The sequence below is a fragment of the Bradyrhizobium sp. UFLA06-24 genome (assembly GCF_054967145.1).
The window spans coordinates 1-16,258 of sequence record NZ_JADFUE010000096.1; the positions used below are offsets into that span (position 1 = coordinate 1).

Here is a 16,258-nt window from a genome sequence, read left to right on the forward strand (position 1 = left end):
AATGCGGGTCAGACCTTCAACTTTACGGCTGGCCCGCTCGCACCCGTCGACCACAACATCCTGACGGCGTTTGCGCACCTGCATCAGGATCTATTCCTAGTCTGATCGTCATCGGATGATCAATAGCACGCGACCTGCGAAGGGGCCGCGAAGCTCAAGTTAGCGGTGTCAGAAGTTGAGAGGGGGTTATCAACCGACGTCTTCGATACGCATACGCGAACGCCGCGAAATTGATTTAATACCCGCGAAGCGTCACGCCGCGTTGAGCTCGGATTCCGTGATGCGCCGGAATTCGAACAGCAATTCCTGAGGGTGCTTGGCAAGATATCCGACCACCTTGCGGTTGCGGAGCAGGTTTGACACGTAGCCAACCGCCAGCACCAGGTTGAATTGCGATCATCAGCTCGGCGCCCCGATCTGTCGGATCGGTCCTAGCTTGCGCAGTTCTGAAAAGGAGTTGAGTGTGAGGTGCTTCTCCTTCAGCAGGTCGACCACCTCAGCGAAGTTGCGCAATCAAGTCGGGGCACATCCGCCGCAGCGCGCGATTGATCTCGATGTAGCGGTAATCCCGGTCGGGGCTGAAGCCGATGAGCATCTGTTGCAGCTGATGGGCAACTTGGATCGGATATTCGGGTTCTGAGCTGCTGCCGGTTTGATGGACACCGGGTTAAGCTAATCCCACCTTGCGCTCGAACTCAACCGGGCTGAGATAGCCGATGGTCGAGTGCCTGCGGATCGTGTTGTAAAATCGTTCGATGTAGTCGAACACATCGGCTCGTGCCTGGTCTCTGGTCCTGTAGGTTTTGCCTTCCGTCCGTTCAGTCTTGAGCGAGGAGAAGAAGCTCTCCATCGCCGCGTTGTCCCAGACGTTGCCGGAGCGGCTCATGCTGCAGACGATGCCATGGTCGGCCATCAGGCGCTGGAACTGCTCGCTGGTGTACTGGCTGCCCTGGTCGGAGTGGTGTAGCAGGGCATCCGGCTTGCCGCGGCGCCATACGGCCATCAGCAGGGCGTCGGTCACAAGTTGCGCCGTCATCGCGGCACTCATCGACCAGCCGACCACCCGGCGCGAGAACAGATCGATCACCGCCGCCACGTAGAGCCAGCCCTCGGCTGTCCAGAGATAGGTGAAGTCAGCGATCCACTTCTGGTTCGGCCGCTCGGCAGCGAACTGCCGGTCAAGGAGGTTCACCGGCACCGTCTCGAGCTGCCGATCGCCGTTATCCTTCGGCAAGCGCCGCCGGCGCGGGCGTGCCCGCAAGCCCTGTAGGCGCATCAGCCGCTCGATCTGGTGCAGGCCACAGTCAGCCCCATCGGCGAGCAGATCGCGCCACACCCGGCGCGCACCATAGGTGCGGTCGCTCGCCATGAAGCTGGCTTTCACCTTGCCGCCGAGCTCTTCGTCGCTGCGGGATCTGGCGCTGGGAGAGCGGTTCAGCCAGGCATGGAAGCCCGACCGCGATACCCCCAGCGCATCGCATAGCCATGCCACCGGCCAGATCGCCCGGTGCTTCGCGATGAAGACGAACTTCATGTCGCTTCCTTCGCGAAGAAGGCTGCGGCCTTTTTTAGGATATCCCGCTCGGCCTTCAACTTGGCGACCTCACGGCGCAATCCCTCGATCTCCTGCTGCTCCGGCTTCATCTGCCCGTGGCCGGGAAAGGCCTGCACTGGGTCAGAGCCGAACTCCTTGACCCACTTGCGCAGCACATTCTCATGAACGTCCAGGTCGCGGCCGGCCTGCGCAACCGACACCCCGCGTTCCTTGACCAGCTTGACCGCTTCGATCTTGAACTCGCGACTGAACTTCCGTCTCTTCATCGCTCACCTCCGGCTCAATCAAACACCTAATCTTGGTGTCCATCAAACCGGCAGCAGCTCATTCGTCCTGAGGTTATCTCGGCTTTCCCTTCGAGTCAGAAGCCTGAGAAGGTACGAAATAGCCTGCGCAGTACGGCTGACCTACTTTCGGAAGTTATAGAAGGGCCCAACCCGGATAACTTGTAAATCGAATGCTGGCCTGTGGGCCGGCTCAAGATGGATCAAGGACGCGCAGAAAGCTGGCTGCCCCCTTGTTAAGCGACTCGTTTCAGCCAAATCAGATCATTGCGTTTAGCTTTCCGGACGATGGTTCACCACTGTGCGTCGATTCCTGAATTGGTTTTTCCGCAACCGGGAAACTGGTGCCAATACGATTGCTCAATGGCCGAACCCAATCCTTTGAATCGTCATAGCAGCCGGCGCTCTGCTTCGGATGGGTCGGCACGCTCGGTTTCGTCCTGACCGTAGTCTTCAAGGGCGGGCTTTTCGTCTGGGCCGCCGATGAGATCGCCCGCGGCGCGAATCCCTGGCGGCGTTGGCTGGGGGCGGTTGTAGCCGCCTATGAAATGGTGACCCTCCTCACCTAGAACCCTACATTGATCCAGGGGCGGCCAATCCGAGGTCGGAACCGGGGTGCGCCATTCGTCTTAAGTTCGTGTGTCAAGACTCTGGAGTTCCGCGTAATGGCCCCCCACGCCAACTGGAAAGGGTTTCTTCGTCTTTCCCTCGTGACCTGCCCGGTGGCGCTCTTTCCAGCGACGTCGGAGAGTGAGAAGATCGCTTTCAACCAGTTGAACCGGTCAACGGGCCATCGGGTCAAATACCTGAAAGTCGACGCCGATGCCGGGGAGGGGGTCTCTAGCGAAGATATCGTCAAGGGCTACGAGTTCGAGAAGGGCCAATACATTGAGGTGTCGAAAGCGGAGCTTGAAGAGATCGCGCTGGAGTCCACGCGTACCATCGAGATCGATGAGTTCGTCGATCGTTCCGACATAGACCCGAGATACCTGATCAGGCCCTATTACTTGCGTCCAGACGGAAAGGTGGGCCACGATGCCTTCGCCGTCATCCGCGAGACAATCCGTGAGATGGAGAAGGTTGCGATCGGCCGGGTCGTGCTCACGAACCGGGAGCATATCATTGCGCTGGAGCCGCTGGACAAAGTGCTTGTCGGCACACTGCTCCGCTACCCCTATGAGGTGCGCAGCGAGCAGGAATATTTCGATGAAATCCAGGACGTTAAGGTCACAAAAGACATGCTGGATCTCGCCAAGCACATCGTGAACCAAAAGGGCGGGCGGTTCGATCCGGAGAAGTTTGAGGATCACTACGAGAGCGCGCTAGTTGACCTCATCAATCAGAAGCGCGCAGGCAAGACCATCGGCCCGAAGGAGCGGCCCAAGGGCGAAAACGTCGTCGACCTCATGGAAGCCCTACGGCGCAGCGTCGGGCAAGAGGCAACGCCGGCCAGGGCGGCCAAGCCAGCCAAGAACTCAAAGAAGGCGGGGCCCAGCCAGAAGGAGATGTTGATGCCGATCGCCGGCAAGCAGCAGGCAAAGGAGTTGCTGCCAAGAAGCCGGCTGCTGGAACCCGGAGCAAGTCAGCGTGAAGCATCTTGTCACGCAGACGGCCGCTACATCGTCGTCCGCAGACGGCTCTGGCGGATAGCGAGCCCGGACCTCGAAGAAGACGAGAAGTCGAAGCTCGTGAAACAGCTCATGTACCAGGCGGGCGGTCCGGAACGCGAAGGCTAGTGCGGATCTCGATGCCCAGAGGGCGGCGCATTGGGCCGTGGAAGACGCCAAGCGCGCCTTGGCGAGAGACGCTCCCGTCTGGTGGAAGGACGGCTCGCCGGACCTCAATCGTTATGTGGCTCGCCTTACGCCGAGTGGTATGCCGCAATCGCCAGATCGCGCCACAAGGAGGTGTGAATGCCTAAAGCTGCAATCTTCGACCTCGACGGGACTCTTATCGATTCCGTCGATTTTCACGCTCTTGCTTGGCGCGAAGCAATGGTGAAGTTCGGCCATAACGTCAGCTTCGCGCAAGTTCGTAGCCAGATTGGAAAGGGTGGCGACAAGCTCATTCCTGTCTTCCTTTCCGAGGCCGAGCAGAAAGACCACGGCGAGGAAATGGAGGCCTGGCGCGGCAATCGCTTCAAAAGCGCCTATTTGCCGCTGGTGCGCCCATTTTCGGCAGTGCCAGACCTGCTGCGCCGAATTCGGCATGCAGGCATCCGGCTTGCAGTCGCTTCATCGGCTAAGAAAGATGAGTTAGCCACATACCTCGATATCGCAGGCATTGCCAATCTGGCGGAAGTGACCACTTGTTCAGACGACGTGCAGCAGTCCAAACCCGCCCCGGACATCTTCGAAACCGCTCTCGGGAAACTCGGCATCACGGGCAGCGATGCCGTAGCCATCGGAGACACACCTTACGACGCCATCGCGGCCAGAAAAGCCGGGATCACGACGATCGGTGTTCTATCAGGTGGGTTCACCGAGGACGAGTTAAGGCGGGCGGGATGCGCCGAAATTTACCCTGGTCCAGCGGCGCTCTTCGCCTGCTTTGAGAACTCTTTGCTGGCCATGTCGCGCACCGCCTAACAAACAAATCCAGCGAGTGCATTCAATGTCCAGCCTTGAACCTCTGACTGCCCCTGGCGACACATAGAACAGGTCCGCTAGGATGTCGCAAATGACACTTCTTGCTCAGGCTGTTTCGGTCGCTCTTTCTCGCAATCATTTATCGACACGCCTAATGAAACAATTGTTGCTGTTCGAGCTTGCTTGCTTTTTTGTTTGAATTCCCGCCGCAATCCGTGCAGCCAGGTGATGCTGGCGGGATCCAGTTCAGCTGTCAGGACGAACGTTGGATCCATCCGAACCCAATATCGCGATTACCCGCCGCTTCAGCAACTTCCGTCCGGACACTCCGGGCACGTGTCGCCGACCGAATCCAGGACGTCGCAGATCGCCGCGACGGCTTCCGTGGGAGAGGTCCCGAGGGGTGGATGCCGGTGGGCGAGTGCGATGGCGCGATCGCGGGCGTGAGGGTCAGCGCGGTCCTTCGCCCAGCCATGCTCTTCGCATTCTTGAATGGCGCCGGCCTCCTACAGCACAGCGACCGCCCAGCCGCGCAGCGTCCGGATTACTGATCGCCTTTCCTTTGTCATCAGCATAGTGAGCGCTCCTGCAAGGTCGAATCCGTCCGCCCGCCTGCTCGTTCCGGGCGGTAAGCACGTGGCAGGGATTCGCAGCCGGTAGGGATGAAGCTTGTCCACCTGTTCCGCCGGTCACGTGCCCATCGGTGCCGCCGCGGCTCGGTAAGGCGCCTTCTTGGCTAACAAACTTACGATTGGCTAACAGCTTTGTGAGGGACGACGCCTAATGTCTGCGCGTTAAAGGCCATATACAGCTTGGGCGACTTGGAATGCGCAACAGGCAGAGCGGCTGGCGCTGGTCTATGAACAGATGGAGCAAGGCAACCTCCCGGCACAGTTGCCGCGGTAATCAGGTCTCGCGGATCGGCTCGGCGCGACGGTTGTCCAAACTCGCCCGGCGCCGCTGTGGAAATGCCTGAAGAGTTGAAGCGTGGCTACCCGACCGAGTTCGCGACGGTCCGCCAGATGGTGACGGCGACCATCGTGCATGCCAGGCCGAGCCGACCAAGCCGTGCGGCGTCTAAGCCTAAAGACGGTGATCGGATTGCGAGGATAGACATCAAGGGCGGCCTCGCCGCGCTGTGCGGCAATCGCGCGCATCTCGCCGGCGGCCGCCGAGGCCGTGGCGGAGAGCTTGTTAGTGGTAGCATCGCGTGGTAGCAATGCTCCAGCAGCCAAGTTGATTTTACTTGTTTTTCAGTGCTTTCCGGCGTCGCCCTTCGTCTCCCCTAGCGATCGCCAGTTCTTGAAGACTGCCGCCGAAATCGCGCTCTCCGCTCGATTGCTTGGGCAAACTCAGCCTCTAAATCCGCTAATGCAGACGCTGGTGAGGAGGATGAACCTCACACAACTGCTCCAATCTCAGCTCCAGCCGCTCGTTCAGCAGCATCAGCGCTCTGAGCGCATCGCGCAGATCGCCGTCACAAGCGGCTACGATCTCATCGACTGCCAGCTCGTATTCATCAAGAGCAGAGATGGTGCGTTCTCGTGGCATACGAACAACATCCAAACAGAAACCTAAGTAGATCGTGTCATTATGGGGGCATTTTCCCCGTAATTCACAAGCGGCATATGTTGTTGCGGGGGTGCAACCTGCGCGACCATCGGAGGTGCCAAGTTGGTTCATTGACGCGACCAAAGCGCATGTCAATCTTGCTCCGATAAATAAGTCGCGGGGGATGAAGGTGTTTGATGTCTATCGCAATGGGGCGAGTGACCTGCTCGTTCTAAGTTTAGGCTCGCCGATACCGGCAGCTTACTCCGGAAAAAAGTGGCGCAAGAGCAGACGGAGAATTCTGAAGGTTAGCGATGAGATCAAATCAGCCGTTCAGCGACACGGTTACTACGTTCGCAGCTTGCGGGTCACCACAGATCGGGTGGTCTAAGCGGAGCGGGAGCCTGCGGCACTCTTCACAACGCCATATCTTCGCAACTCGTGCCCGGCAGCCGTCAAATTGAACCCTACGATTAGACCTAGGCGTCTTAACGTCAGGAGGGCGAGAGGGTCGCACAATTCGATGGAAAGTCCGGCTCTCAATACAGCTATGGTGCGCTGTTCATCGCTATCGAGATCAGCCCATGAGGTGTCCACCACATGGCTTTCGCGTTAAACCATCATCTAAGACCCAAATGTGTGCCTGATTTGGTGCAGGATAGCCATGGCGGCATCGCTGTACCGACCGCCTCAAGTATTGATCCAGCTGCGCCGTCCTAATCAGCTCATCGCTAAACAATTATTCAAAACCCAAATGAGTGCCTGATTTGCCGCAGCATGCCCATCGCGGCATCGGTGTACCGACCGTTAGTTAGATATTGATCCAGCTGCGCTGTGGTAATCATCGCCACAACTGGCACTGCAAAGCCCTTAAACATTGGGCCTCTCCTTCAAAAGACCGCCAACTGGGCGTGTTGAAAGATTTAAGCGTTCTCAGAATTTGCTGCCGCCTATGCGACCTAATATGGAAATGGTGGCAGTGATCAGTAACCACTTCCTTAACGGGCCCGATCTCGATGCGCGAACCGGGCTCCGGACATGCACGGTTCCTGCCAAACTCGGCCCTCACCATCAGGCGTCTCATGCGAGCGGGTCGCAAGTGATTTGGGTGAGCTTGGTGACTGCACCGAGGTATCTACCACGCGAGAGGTGCCTGCCTTTCAACGCTGGACTTTTTCCAAGGGGTAAGAACCTCCGCAGGCTCCAGGAAAGTGGCAGCCGTCCCCGAGCCCTCCACATGGGCCATGATGATTCTCGGCTTCTGCGGCCTTGGCTTCATAGCGTATCTGCGCAAACAGATCGGCAGCGCGCTCGCAGTCACCTGAGCGCCTCCGCATCCCATCAATCACGACAAAGTCGCTCCTGATCGGGGCGGCTTTTTGCTACCATCACTAGATGCTCACCCTTCGCCCGATCGGCCCAGATGACTACTCGGTTCGCGAGGAAGGCCACCGATCGGCCGCATCCGCTTCGCTAGCGACCGTGCGCCAGCGCTGTGGCTATGGGCGTCACGGTGACCTTGCCGGGTCCGCCGTTCGACTTAGCCTGTAAGTGCCGAACGGTAGAGCGCAGAAAATAGCTGCTGGTGTTCTTATCTGATTCAAGCTGGCGTTCTGCGTGCGCTTGGCCAACTTGCGGGGGACGTGTTTGATGTCTATGGGCTCGCCGATGCCGGCAGTTTGCTCCGGCAAAAGCTGGCGCAAGGGCAGAAGAAAAATTCGCGGATGGAGCCTCGGCGTGGCAATGTAAACCACAGCAAAAAACTAAGTAGATCGTGTCACTGGCCTCGCGAATAGTCCGACGACCCCCGCAGACGTGCGAGTTTTTCAGCGTCAATTGCAGCACGCACTTCTCGTGCCGCTTTTAAGGCCCGCCGCATGAAGGGGTCTTCCGTATCCTTAGTGAAGGTAATGAGGCGGACACACTGCTGGCAGTTGATCTGATGGCCGTCACGCACCCTCTGTGATCGTTCATTGAACAGCCTGGTGCAGAACGGGCATCTGACTTTGACTTTGTCGTCCATCGACGCCGACCTCTATCGATTTGACAAGCTATGATTGTCATCTAGCTGCTGTTTCGATCGAGTAAACCGATCCGCCCACATGCGGTTAATAGCTGTTAGTGATGGCGCACCACTTGTCCGTCCTTCCCGAACCCTCACCCCGCATCGCTTGGCCCACGTGGCGACTCAGCTTATCGATCCCGCATAAAGCACGCTGCTGCCCCTCCTTCAGCGACACGGAAGCCGCCGCCTGCAAACCGATCGAGATCGCCAGCGTCATCGAGCCGGTGCAGGGCAGACGGATCTACATCGAGCTTATCAACGTGCCGTTCCTCAAGATGGGAGGCAGCGGCGAGGAATTTCGCGGAGGCATCGCGCTCGCGCACGAGCGCGGCTAGATCGAGCTGCATGAGTCGGGGACCGTTCGGTGGACGCAAACAAATCCTCTCGCTTGACCGTAAGAGCTGCAGCTCTCGGCCGCTTGGCTCCGAGTAGCGGACCGAAAGCAGACGTGCTCAGAATGGCGCGACGGGCCATGTGTGGACGGCTGGGGGGCAAGAAGAATCGTCCGGCAGAGCCAACCGGAAGCCATCGCCCAACGCGCAGCTGGCGCGATGACTCGAAGCGCGCCTCGATGAGAACTTAAGCATCCTTCATGATGGTCTTACAGCAGAACATCCCGTTCCGAAAATGGCGTCATCCTGAGGATTGCACCTAGAGAGCGAACATGGCATGTCTCGGTTTCCAGCCCCCAATGCTCCCGGCAGCTGATCCAATTGCGGATTAGAGCGCTGGCGCTTTCATGCGAAGATCGCAGGAGCGGTCCTAAAAGGCCGCTCCTGCGACCGACGCCGCGACGTTCCGCACGATCGGCGCGGTGACCAGTAAACAAGCACGTTGTGTGCCATCCAAGGGCTCAATCCGACCTCTCGCGCTGCCCGGAGGTCGTCCGCATACCCCTCGACGTTCCCCAGCGCCTCATCCATCAGCCACTTGCGTGGCTTGGGCGCGGGTTTGGGTTTCGGCGGCGGCGCCGGTTTGTCGAACGGGGTCACGATCGAATGGTTGCGATGGGCCGCCGGCGGCCGTTGACGTGGATCAAAGGAAAGACTGATCCAGATCAACCGGCGGCTCTCGCCGGGTTGTACAAAGGCGCATGGACCTCACCATGTTGCAACAGCACCTTGCCATGGCGGAGCGACATGTCGCTCTCGGTAACCACCACCTTGCGAAGCAAGAGGCTCTGATTGCGGAGCTGGACCGCGATGGCCACGATATCACTGAAGCTCTGAAGGTCCTTGGGACGATGCGCGCGACACAGCAGCTGCACTTGCAGGATCGCAACCGGCTGTTGGCCGAGTTGGAGCGCTTAGCAGGCCGCGCGTGTCCAGCCGCCGAACATGTCGCGAACGCGGGCGCTCCAGTAGAGGAACGCCCGTATTGTACGAGGCGTCCAAATTGCCACGAGCCGTAAAAATACGGATGTCTGCCGGTTCCCCCGAACTAGTATGCTGTCTCACGGGGGGCCCAGCCATGAACCCATACGTCGCCTGCGCCAACGTCGATCATTACCTGAGCCTGCTGGAGAGGAGCGACCTTACGCCTCATAATCGGAGCACCGTTACCAAGCTGCTGATCGGCGAAGAGGACAAGCTTAGTCATGATCTGGAGCAACTCGGGTTCGCAGAGAGCCGAGCCGAACTTGGCCGCGAACGCGTGAACCGAGCCAAGAAACGGCGCGAAGTTTTCGCATTCGGCACGGCGGAACGCGATCAAGCCGAAAGGCTGCTGGTGAACTTCGAGAACCTGCAAACCTTGCTGGATGACTTTTGTCACCGCTTGCGCGCGAAGATCAACTCTCGTGGCATTTGACTGACGTGTTGCCCTCAGCCCCGATCCAGAAATGAGGAAAGCCCGGCGCGCTTGGCCAGGCTAGTGGTAGTCACCCTTGCGACGAGCTTCTTCAGTTGATCGCGTGCGTTATTCAGGCGCGCCATCCCTTGGGGCGATCCACCCTTGTCAAGATGAAGCTTCGTGGCCAGTGCTCTGTAACCGATGTCGATGAGCAGAGACGGTTGACCGTGCCCGGCGCCAGGTTACTGAGCAGGCCGTTGCGCCACTTGGTCTGCTCTTCGGCGCCGAGCAGCGCCACCGGCTTGCTGAGCAGCGCGCTGGTGAGGTGCGCGCGCGCCCGGTCCGCGTTGTAGGGGGTGGCTTGACGCGCTTCCAGATCGCTCTTGTAGACGTCAGCGCGGTATCGAGGGTGAGCGGAGCGGAATCGGCTGCTCCGTCCTCGCAGCGTGCCAGCTTCAGGATGATGGGCTCTACCTCGAAGAAAGTCAAAATGCTTCGGCCGTTGCTGAGATCGTCGGCTTCGCCGACGACCTTGGTCCAATATCCGCAGTGACCGTTTCGCGCAGCGCGCAATCCAACTACCGTTGCCCGTCTTGTTGGCGGCGATAGTCTTCTCGGACGCCGCGCGCGAGCGACGGCCCCGCATAGGGCTTGCCGCGCGGCGGCTTCTTCAATCTCGCCGTGGGTGTTTCCAAGCTGCTGTCGCGGCGCATGCGTGATGCCAGAATGTTGTCCCCGGTTCTGTTCAAATGATGTGTGGGTGAGCGGACGGATGCTTGCGGGACGGATATGGCGATAACTGACGGATGATAAACGGCTTAACGGGTCTTGTGCCCGCTCTACGCATCTCCACGCATGTTCATTTTCCCCTGCGCAGGGAGTGTTGAACCCCGACATCGTCAACTAAATCAACGGCAAACCGCGTTCTTCACCTTTGTGTCCCAATCCCCTATCCTAAAAATATTTTATCCATACGCCTCGCCCGATTACCCGGTACCAGCTTGGCCGCCCTTTGTGGCTGGGTTCGAGCACCAGCGCCCTCCATGGTAAAATCAGACTCGGAATGACGCCCAAAAATACTTGGGGGATAGGCCTGGTGTGTAGCTCGGTTAAGTAGGGCATCTGAGCCAACCGACTGACTGGCATTGCTCGCTGTTCTGGTGCAGGATGGAACCTGCCAGCGCCCAAGTGGAAGGATTGCCTCAATGCAGAGGTTCATCGCGCGAGCAAATGTCGATCACTATCTGGAGCTATTGAAGAACAGTGACGTCCCGAGCCAAACCAGGTCAACGATCACCGCGTTGTTGATCGAGGAAGAGGACAAGCTCGGCCATGACCATGAGCAACTTGAGTTTGTGGAAAGCAGGGCCACAGCATGCCGGGCGCGCGCAGATCGCCAACGGCGCTTAATGGACTCGTTTAGTCCGGACTCAGACGATTGGGTACAAGCCGAACGACTGCTTGTCAATTTCGAGTCGCTCGCCCAGTTCGTGGAGAACTACTGTCATCAGATGCGCCGCAAGGTGAGCGACCGCTCCCTATAGCCGGACCTCAGCGTGCCTCTCCCTTGTCGGCGATATCGCGGCTGATGCCTGGTCGCAATTCAGCGATGTCGATAAAAGCATCGGCCTGTCGGCGAAGTTCGTCTGCGATCATCGGCGGGTGGCTGTTCATCGTCGAAACGACCGTAACGTGCACCCCACGTCGCTGCATCGCAGCGACGAGGGAACGGAAATCTCCGTCACCTGAGAAGAGCACCATTCGGTCGATGTGAGGAGCAAGCTCCAGGGCATCAAGGGCAAGTTCAATATCCATATTGCCTTTGATTTTGCGACGTCCACCCGAGTCGATGAACGATTTGATCGCCTTAGTGACAACGGTGTAGCCGTTGTAGTCCAGCCAATCGGTCAAAGGGCGGATCGAAGAGAACTCCTCGTCCTCGATGACCGCAGTATAGTAGAACGCGCGGAGAAGCGTCCCATGCCGCACGAACTCCTGCAAAAGCCGCTTGTAGTCTATGTCGAACCCTAGGGCCTTCGACGCCGCGTAGAGATTTGCACCGTCAATGAACAGCGCGATCTTGCTTATTGTAGGTGACATGATGCCATTACTCGCGCAGTGCGGATCAACTACGATGCGCAATGCGGGGCTGGATTTCGGATGAAAGAGGAGCCGCAAACTTGGCGGCCATTTCAAAGAGTACGGCACCATTCGGCGCGACAGAGAAGCGCGCAGTTAGCCACCACAAGCAACAGCAACACGATGAGGTGTCATTCCGCTTGCGAGTTTAACCCGCACTGATTTGAGTTAGGCGGGTATCAGGTAATGAACACTATTTAGACGGCAGTTCTTTCGGAATCAATATCGACGCCGCGACCGTAAGTCGCAGAACGGAGGTGCAAAATTACTCAGGCCCAGCGGCGGTTTCGCCATCGAAGTTCTCCGTCCGATGCGACATCAGCCGCTGGTTTTGCGAGGCGCACCGGGCTTGTGGCTGGCGGGCCAGACCTTAACCCATGTAAACGCGCGACTTCGGCCTTTACGCCACTATACGCAATTCGGGTACGGATTGGGGGTGGGCGTTGAACTACGTCGATCTTACCGCCATCCTCCTTTTTTTCATCGCGCTCGGATTACTTTATTTCGTAATGGTTTTCGTTTGAACCAAGACATTTTTTGTGGGGGGCTGATGTTGCTGTGGTGTGCCGCGCTAGCCACTTGGCTGGTGCTTGCGTTCGTGCCCACGAGCGAACGCCTGAAGCTCCTTCCGAGGTGGGGCCGCCGATTGGTCCAAACCCTCTCAAGGGGGGAATTAGGTGAGCCGAAGTGGCATTTCAACTGCAGCCAACGACCGCAAATTCGCGGAGATCGCCAGCGGCATCGAGCCGGTGCAGGACAGCCGGATTGCATCGAGCTGGTCAACGTGCCGTTTCTCCAGATGGGCGGTAGCGGCGAGGAATTTCGCGCAGGCATCACGGTCGCCCAAGAGCGCGGCTGGATCGAGCTGCACGAGTCAGGGACGTATCTGCGGCTGATGAAGGCAACTCTCTCGCTTGACCGTGAGAGCGGCAGCTCCCGCCCGCTTTGCCCCGAGAAGCGGACCAAAAGCAGACTGCTCAGAATGGGCGCGATGGGTCAGGTAGCGGGAGTTGAGCTATTCGGTGGTCAGTTCCGCGCCATCCGCCGCGCGGGCTACCGACTCAGCGCGACCTCCTTGAATGCAATCACGAGCGCCTTTTCGAGTTTCCCTTGCATGCCCAAGAGAGTGCCGTATGCCTCGGCCCGAGACATCGTCGGCTTATAGTGGCGATGCTCGATCAACGCGGCGAATATGTCGGAGATGGTCAACATTCTAACGATGTCGCTGATGCTGCCGGCGCAGAGCGCGTCCGGATACCCGCTGCCGTCGAGATATTCGTGATGATGCCGGACGGCATCAAGAATTTCAGGTGAGACCCCGGTTTGGGCTTTCATGAATTCGTATCCCGTTACCGGGTGCGTTTCGACAAGTCCCCGCTCGTCCGCGTTCAACCGTCCCGGCTTGTCAAGTATCGCTATCGGGATGGCCGCCTTACCGATGTCGTGAAAGATCGCGGCAGAGTACAAGCGCTCGAGATCAGCTGGCTTCAGTCCCAGGCTAAGTCCGAAGTCGATGGCTACGCCGGTAACCAGCAGGCAGTGCTGGTAGGTCCCTTCGTGGTGGCGCCGCACGGTTGCCAGCCACTCGGTAAGCCCTCGCTCCCTGATCCGATCAACCACCTTTGCGCCCGCCTGTTTCGCGCCGATCACATCCAGCGGCTTGTTCAACGACACCGCAGTGAACATCGATCCGATAGCGCCAACTGCGGCATGGACGGCGATGCTGGGCTGCGCCGCTCCGGCGTCGGTCGACTTAGCTTGATCGTGCAACGCTTCGAATAACCGCGGCGGGCTAATAGTGCTCGGTACAGCGAGTGTGGCTCCAAGTGCATAAGCTTGCGAGATTCCGACGTGAGATGGATGCTCCACGAGGAATATCCGCCGGGGAACCTTGGCTATTCGAGCATTTCTCTTTTTTAGAGCAGCGATGTTATCGATCATCCGTAGATCGGCCCGGACAACCAGTGCGTCGGGTACGTCCGTAAGCTTTGCTTCGAGATCGAGACGTTCACCTGCGACGCGGAATCTTCGGCTGAGCATGCTGCAGAGGTCCGAAAGGCCGACGGCAGTATCGGCCAGAACCTGCACAAACTTTGGAGTAGTGCTCATGAGGTCGGACAATGGATCTCTCACATCCAAAACGATCCCTGTTCCTCAGGTGCTTCGTTCAACCAGATCAGCGCCTCGCGCAATTCCAGAAACAACAATCGCTCCTCCGAGGCGGACGACCCATCACCGTTGGACAGATAAAGAATAAAGTCCTTGCTCCCGTTCCGAAACAGCGCCTCTCTAGCCTCGCAAATTGCTAACGATGAGGCGTCGATAAAGGAAACCGTCCGCGAAAAGAGTAGCTGCATATGATGCAATGCATTGCTCAAGAAGGGATGTCCCGCTTATGGCGTAGGAGCGGAATTATTCTGCTTTATCGCGACCGCGCGCTTTCTCGTTTTCTCCGTGAGGAAGTGGACACCAACCTGTGCTCCGTTGACCCAAACCAGCTCACACCGTCGAAATGCCAAACCGGTGGAAGACAGAACGAGGAAAAATTCCTGAGCCTTGAGCACGTCGGTGGACCCTTCTACTTCGAGCTTCGCCCCGGTCGCAGAGGCGTCGAGAAGAACGCATCCTCGCCGCCAGGTCCCGTCTGCGCCGACGATGTTGACCAGGTGCTTGTGTTCAAAATGTACGCGGCTGGCCTTTCGGCTGCTCCCCCTCATCGCAATCCCCCAAATTGAAGGCACCAGGTTCAAATGATTGTTTTTCAAAAAGCGTGCGCAGCTCACCGCGCGCAGCGGTGAGGAGCTGATCGATGCGCTCGGACTGAGATAACAGTTGGTTTGCCGTTGTCCTGCTCGACAGTTGCCCGATCAACAATCGAATACTGGCGTTGGCCAGTTCGAGAATGAAGATCGCTCGTCCCAAATCCTCTGCTGAGCTGGGTTCTTGAATTTCAACGGTCGAGACGAGCGCGCCAACCTGCGTTAGCATGGCGCGTGGATCGAAGCCTGATCGCTTCGACCAAGTCTGGCAGCGGCGAGGCCGGCGGAATTCCAGCACGGTAGACATGTGGTCTAAAATCCGTTTGGGCTTCATTGCCCATCACGCAAATCAACAAACAACAACCCGCGAGAGTATGAGCACAAGCCCCGTCGTTGCCGCCCGTGTGTCACTTGCGGCTTCGCGGACAACAATCACGTCGCGCGGCGACCCGTTCAGTCATTTCATCCTAGAGTTGCTAACATAAGTTAAAGAAATGCTCCATGTCAGGTGTGTGGATACCGCCGACCCAAACAATTCGCGCGGGGGAGGCGAGGCCGTCGTGCTCGCCACCGTCGGCGTCTCCGACTTCAACGCCCTGCACAGCCGGAAGCACGACCAGGAGGTCCAGCTCTATGCCTTCGACGTGCTCGCCAGGGACGGCGAGGACCTTCGGCCGCTGCCGCCGCACCTTCACAAGACCACCTGCAGCGGCTGCTCGCCCGTCCCCAGACGGGATCTTCGTCGCGCCGTTCGCGAGGGAGGGCTGAGGGGCATTGCTCTTGGCAGAAAGTCCTGGCTGTTCTGCGGCTCCGATCGCGGCGGACGGCGTGCGGCGACCATGTACAGCTTGATCGTCACGGCAAAAATGAACGGCCTCGACCCGCAGGTGTGGCTGGCCGATGTCCTTGATCGCATCGCCACGCACCCGGCTCATCGCCTGGACGAGCTTCTGCCCTGGAATTGGACGCCGGCATCAACACTCTCTGCTCAAGCAGCATGACCACGCACGTTAACAAAGTCCATCACGTCACCACCCTCGCCAAGGTCGCCAAAGACCTCGGCGAAGATGAAGATTGGCTGTGGGACATCGCAAACGAGATGGAGATCGAGGATGGCGTCATCTGGGTCTATGGCGTCGGAGAAGACGGCGTCCAGGCGTTCACCGACTTCGGCATCGATAACCTGATCGAGCTCATCAAGTTCTACAAAGAACACCCTGAACTGCTCAGGCGGTGACGCTGCGGCCTACGCCGAACGGATACCTTCAAGACCAAGCACAGTCCGGATGAGCTGGCGAAGGCGTTCGAAGCGATGGCTCATGCGAACCGGCCGGGATGTTTCGGGCGGTGATCAGCGATCAGCGTCGTTGCGCGTCCAACCGGGGAGCCCTCATTGGTAGCCTATCCTGCGGTGCCGTCTGTTTTACCGACCTATGCCCGCCCTCTGCATCGCGGCCGAGATTTGGCTGGCGAAATGGTTTTCGGTCTGTGGGATTAAAGGCGGTGGGCTGTCTCTTATACACATC

General features: G+C 58.5%; 13 protein-coding genes and 4 pseudogenes. 9 read left to right on the top strand and 8 right to left on the bottom strand.

All coding sequences use genetic code 11. The features are described 5' to 3' along the window. Positions 1 to 667: 667 nt before the first annotated feature. A protein-coding gene (locus IF809_RS35575; protein WP_462839872.1) for an IS3 family transposase occupies positions 668 to 1,821 on the bottom strand; the annotation gives its coding sequence in 2 pieces (ribosomal slippage) (positions 668 to 1,572 and positions 1,572 to 1,821; 1,155 coding nt in all). Positions 1,822 to 2,504: 683 nt separating this feature from the next. Between IF809_RS35575 and ku the strand changes: the two are divergent. Both ku and IF809_RS35585 read left to right on the top strand, forming a co-directional pair. Then, a pseudogene (ku, locus tag IF809_RS35580) lies at positions 2,505 to 3,430 on the top strand (non-homologous end joining protein Ku). Positions 3,431 to 3,752: 322 nt separating this feature from the next. Continuing rightward, positions 3,753 to 4,427 (top strand): HAD family hydrolase, encoded by a 675-nt coding sequence (locus IF809_RS35585; RefSeq protein ID WP_462839873.1) that lies wholly within the window; start codon positions 3,753 to 3,755, stop codon positions 4,425 to 4,427. A 305-nt stretch (positions 4,428 to 4,732) separates the two neighbouring features. Here the strand turns inward: IF809_RS35585 and IF809_RS35590 are convergent. Together IF809_RS35590 and IF809_RS35595 are read right to left on the bottom strand one after the other, a co-directional pair. Beyond that, positions 4,733 to 5,002 (bottom strand): annotated as a pseudogene (locus tag IF809_RS35590) (hypothetical protein). Between the two features lie 793 nt (positions 5,003 to 5,795). Beyond that, entirely contained in the window at positions 5,796 to 5,978 is a 183-nt protein-coding gene (locus IF809_RS35595) for a hypothetical protein (protein ID WP_128969217.1), read from the bottom strand. A gap of 190 nt (positions 5,979 to 6,168) precedes the next feature. On the opposite strand from IF809_RS35595, the gene IF809_RS35600 reads away from it, so the two are divergent. From IF809_RS35600 to IF809_RS35620, 5 genes and pseudogenes are all read left to right on the top strand, one after another. Next, positions 6,169 to 6,369: a hypothetical protein gene (locus IF809_RS35600; RefSeq protein ID WP_462839880.1), complete on the top strand. Its 201-nt coding sequence runs from the start codon at positions 6,169 to 6,171 to the stop codon at positions 6,367 to 6,369. 823 nt (positions 6,370 to 7,192) lie between these two features. Next, positions 7,193 to 7,303 (top strand): annotated as a pseudogene (locus IF809_RS35605) (PEPxxWA-CTERM sorting domain-containing protein); the annotation flags it as partial. 811 nt (positions 7,304 to 8,114) lie between these two features. Beyond that, entirely contained in the window at positions 8,115 to 8,378 is a 264-nt protein-coding gene (locus IF809_RS35610) for a hypothetical protein (RefSeq protein WP_462839874.1), read from the top strand. A 1,135-nt stretch (positions 8,379 to 9,513) separates the two neighbouring features. Next, positions 9,514 to 9,852, top strand: a complete 339-nt coding sequence (locus IF809_RS35615) for a hypothetical protein (protein WP_462839875.1) — start codon at positions 9,514 to 9,516, stop codon at positions 9,850 to 9,852. Positions 9,853 to 11,039: 1,187 nt separating this feature from the next. After that, positions 11,040 to 11,378: a hypothetical protein gene (locus tag IF809_RS35620; protein WP_462839876.1), complete on the top strand. Its 339-nt coding sequence runs from the start codon at positions 11,040 to 11,042 to the stop codon at positions 11,376 to 11,378. A gap of 7 nt (positions 11,379 to 11,385) precedes the next feature. Here the strand turns inward: IF809_RS35620 and IF809_RS35625 are convergent, their stop codons facing one another. The 5 genes from IF809_RS35625 to IF809_RS35645 form a co-directional block, all read right to left on the bottom strand. Continuing rightward, positions 11,386 to 11,934: a LabA-like NYN domain-containing protein gene (locus IF809_RS35625; protein WP_462839877.1), complete on the bottom strand. Its 549-nt coding sequence runs from the start codon at positions 11,932 to 11,934 to the stop codon at positions 11,386 to 11,388. A 1,092-nt stretch (positions 11,935 to 13,026) separates the two neighbouring features. Further along, on the bottom strand, positions 13,027 to 14,082 hold the full coding sequence (locus tag IF809_RS35630) for an HD-GYP domain-containing protein (protein WP_462839881.1): 1,056 nt from the start codon (positions 14,080 to 14,082) through the stop codon (positions 13,027 to 13,029). Between the two features lie 20 nt (positions 14,083 to 14,102). Then, positions 14,103 to 14,351, bottom strand: coding sequence for a hypothetical protein (locus tag IF809_RS35635; RefSeq protein ID WP_128964935.1), 249 nt, complete (start codon positions 14,349 to 14,351; stop codon positions 14,103 to 14,105). A gap of 15 nt (positions 14,352 to 14,366) precedes the next feature. Next, positions 14,367 to 14,690, bottom strand: coding sequence for a PilZ domain-containing protein (locus IF809_RS35640; RefSeq protein ID WP_453982626.1), 324 nt, complete (start codon positions 14,688 to 14,690; stop codon positions 14,367 to 14,369). Beyond that, positions 14,650 to 15,039 (bottom strand): hypothetical protein, encoded by a 390-nt coding sequence (locus IF809_RS35645; protein ID WP_462839878.1) that lies wholly within the window; start codon positions 15,037 to 15,039, stop codon positions 14,650 to 14,652. Before IF809_RS35645 ends, IF809_RS35640 begins: the two co-directional genes overlap by 41 nt. 448 nt (positions 15,040 to 15,487) lie before the next feature. Here IF809_RS35645 and IF809_RS35650 point away from each other — a divergent pair. Together IF809_RS35650 and IF809_RS35655 are read left to right on the top strand one after the other, a co-directional pair. Next, positions 15,488 to 15,733 (top strand): annotated as a pseudogene (locus IF809_RS35650) (transposase domain-containing protein); the annotation flags it as partial. After that, entirely contained in the window at positions 15,730 to 15,969 is a 240-nt protein-coding gene (locus IF809_RS35655; protein WP_462839879.1) for a hypothetical protein, read from the top strand. The pseudogene IF809_RS35650 and the gene IF809_RS35655, both read left to right, overlap by 4 nt. Positions 15,970 to 16,258: the final 289 nt, after the last annotated feature.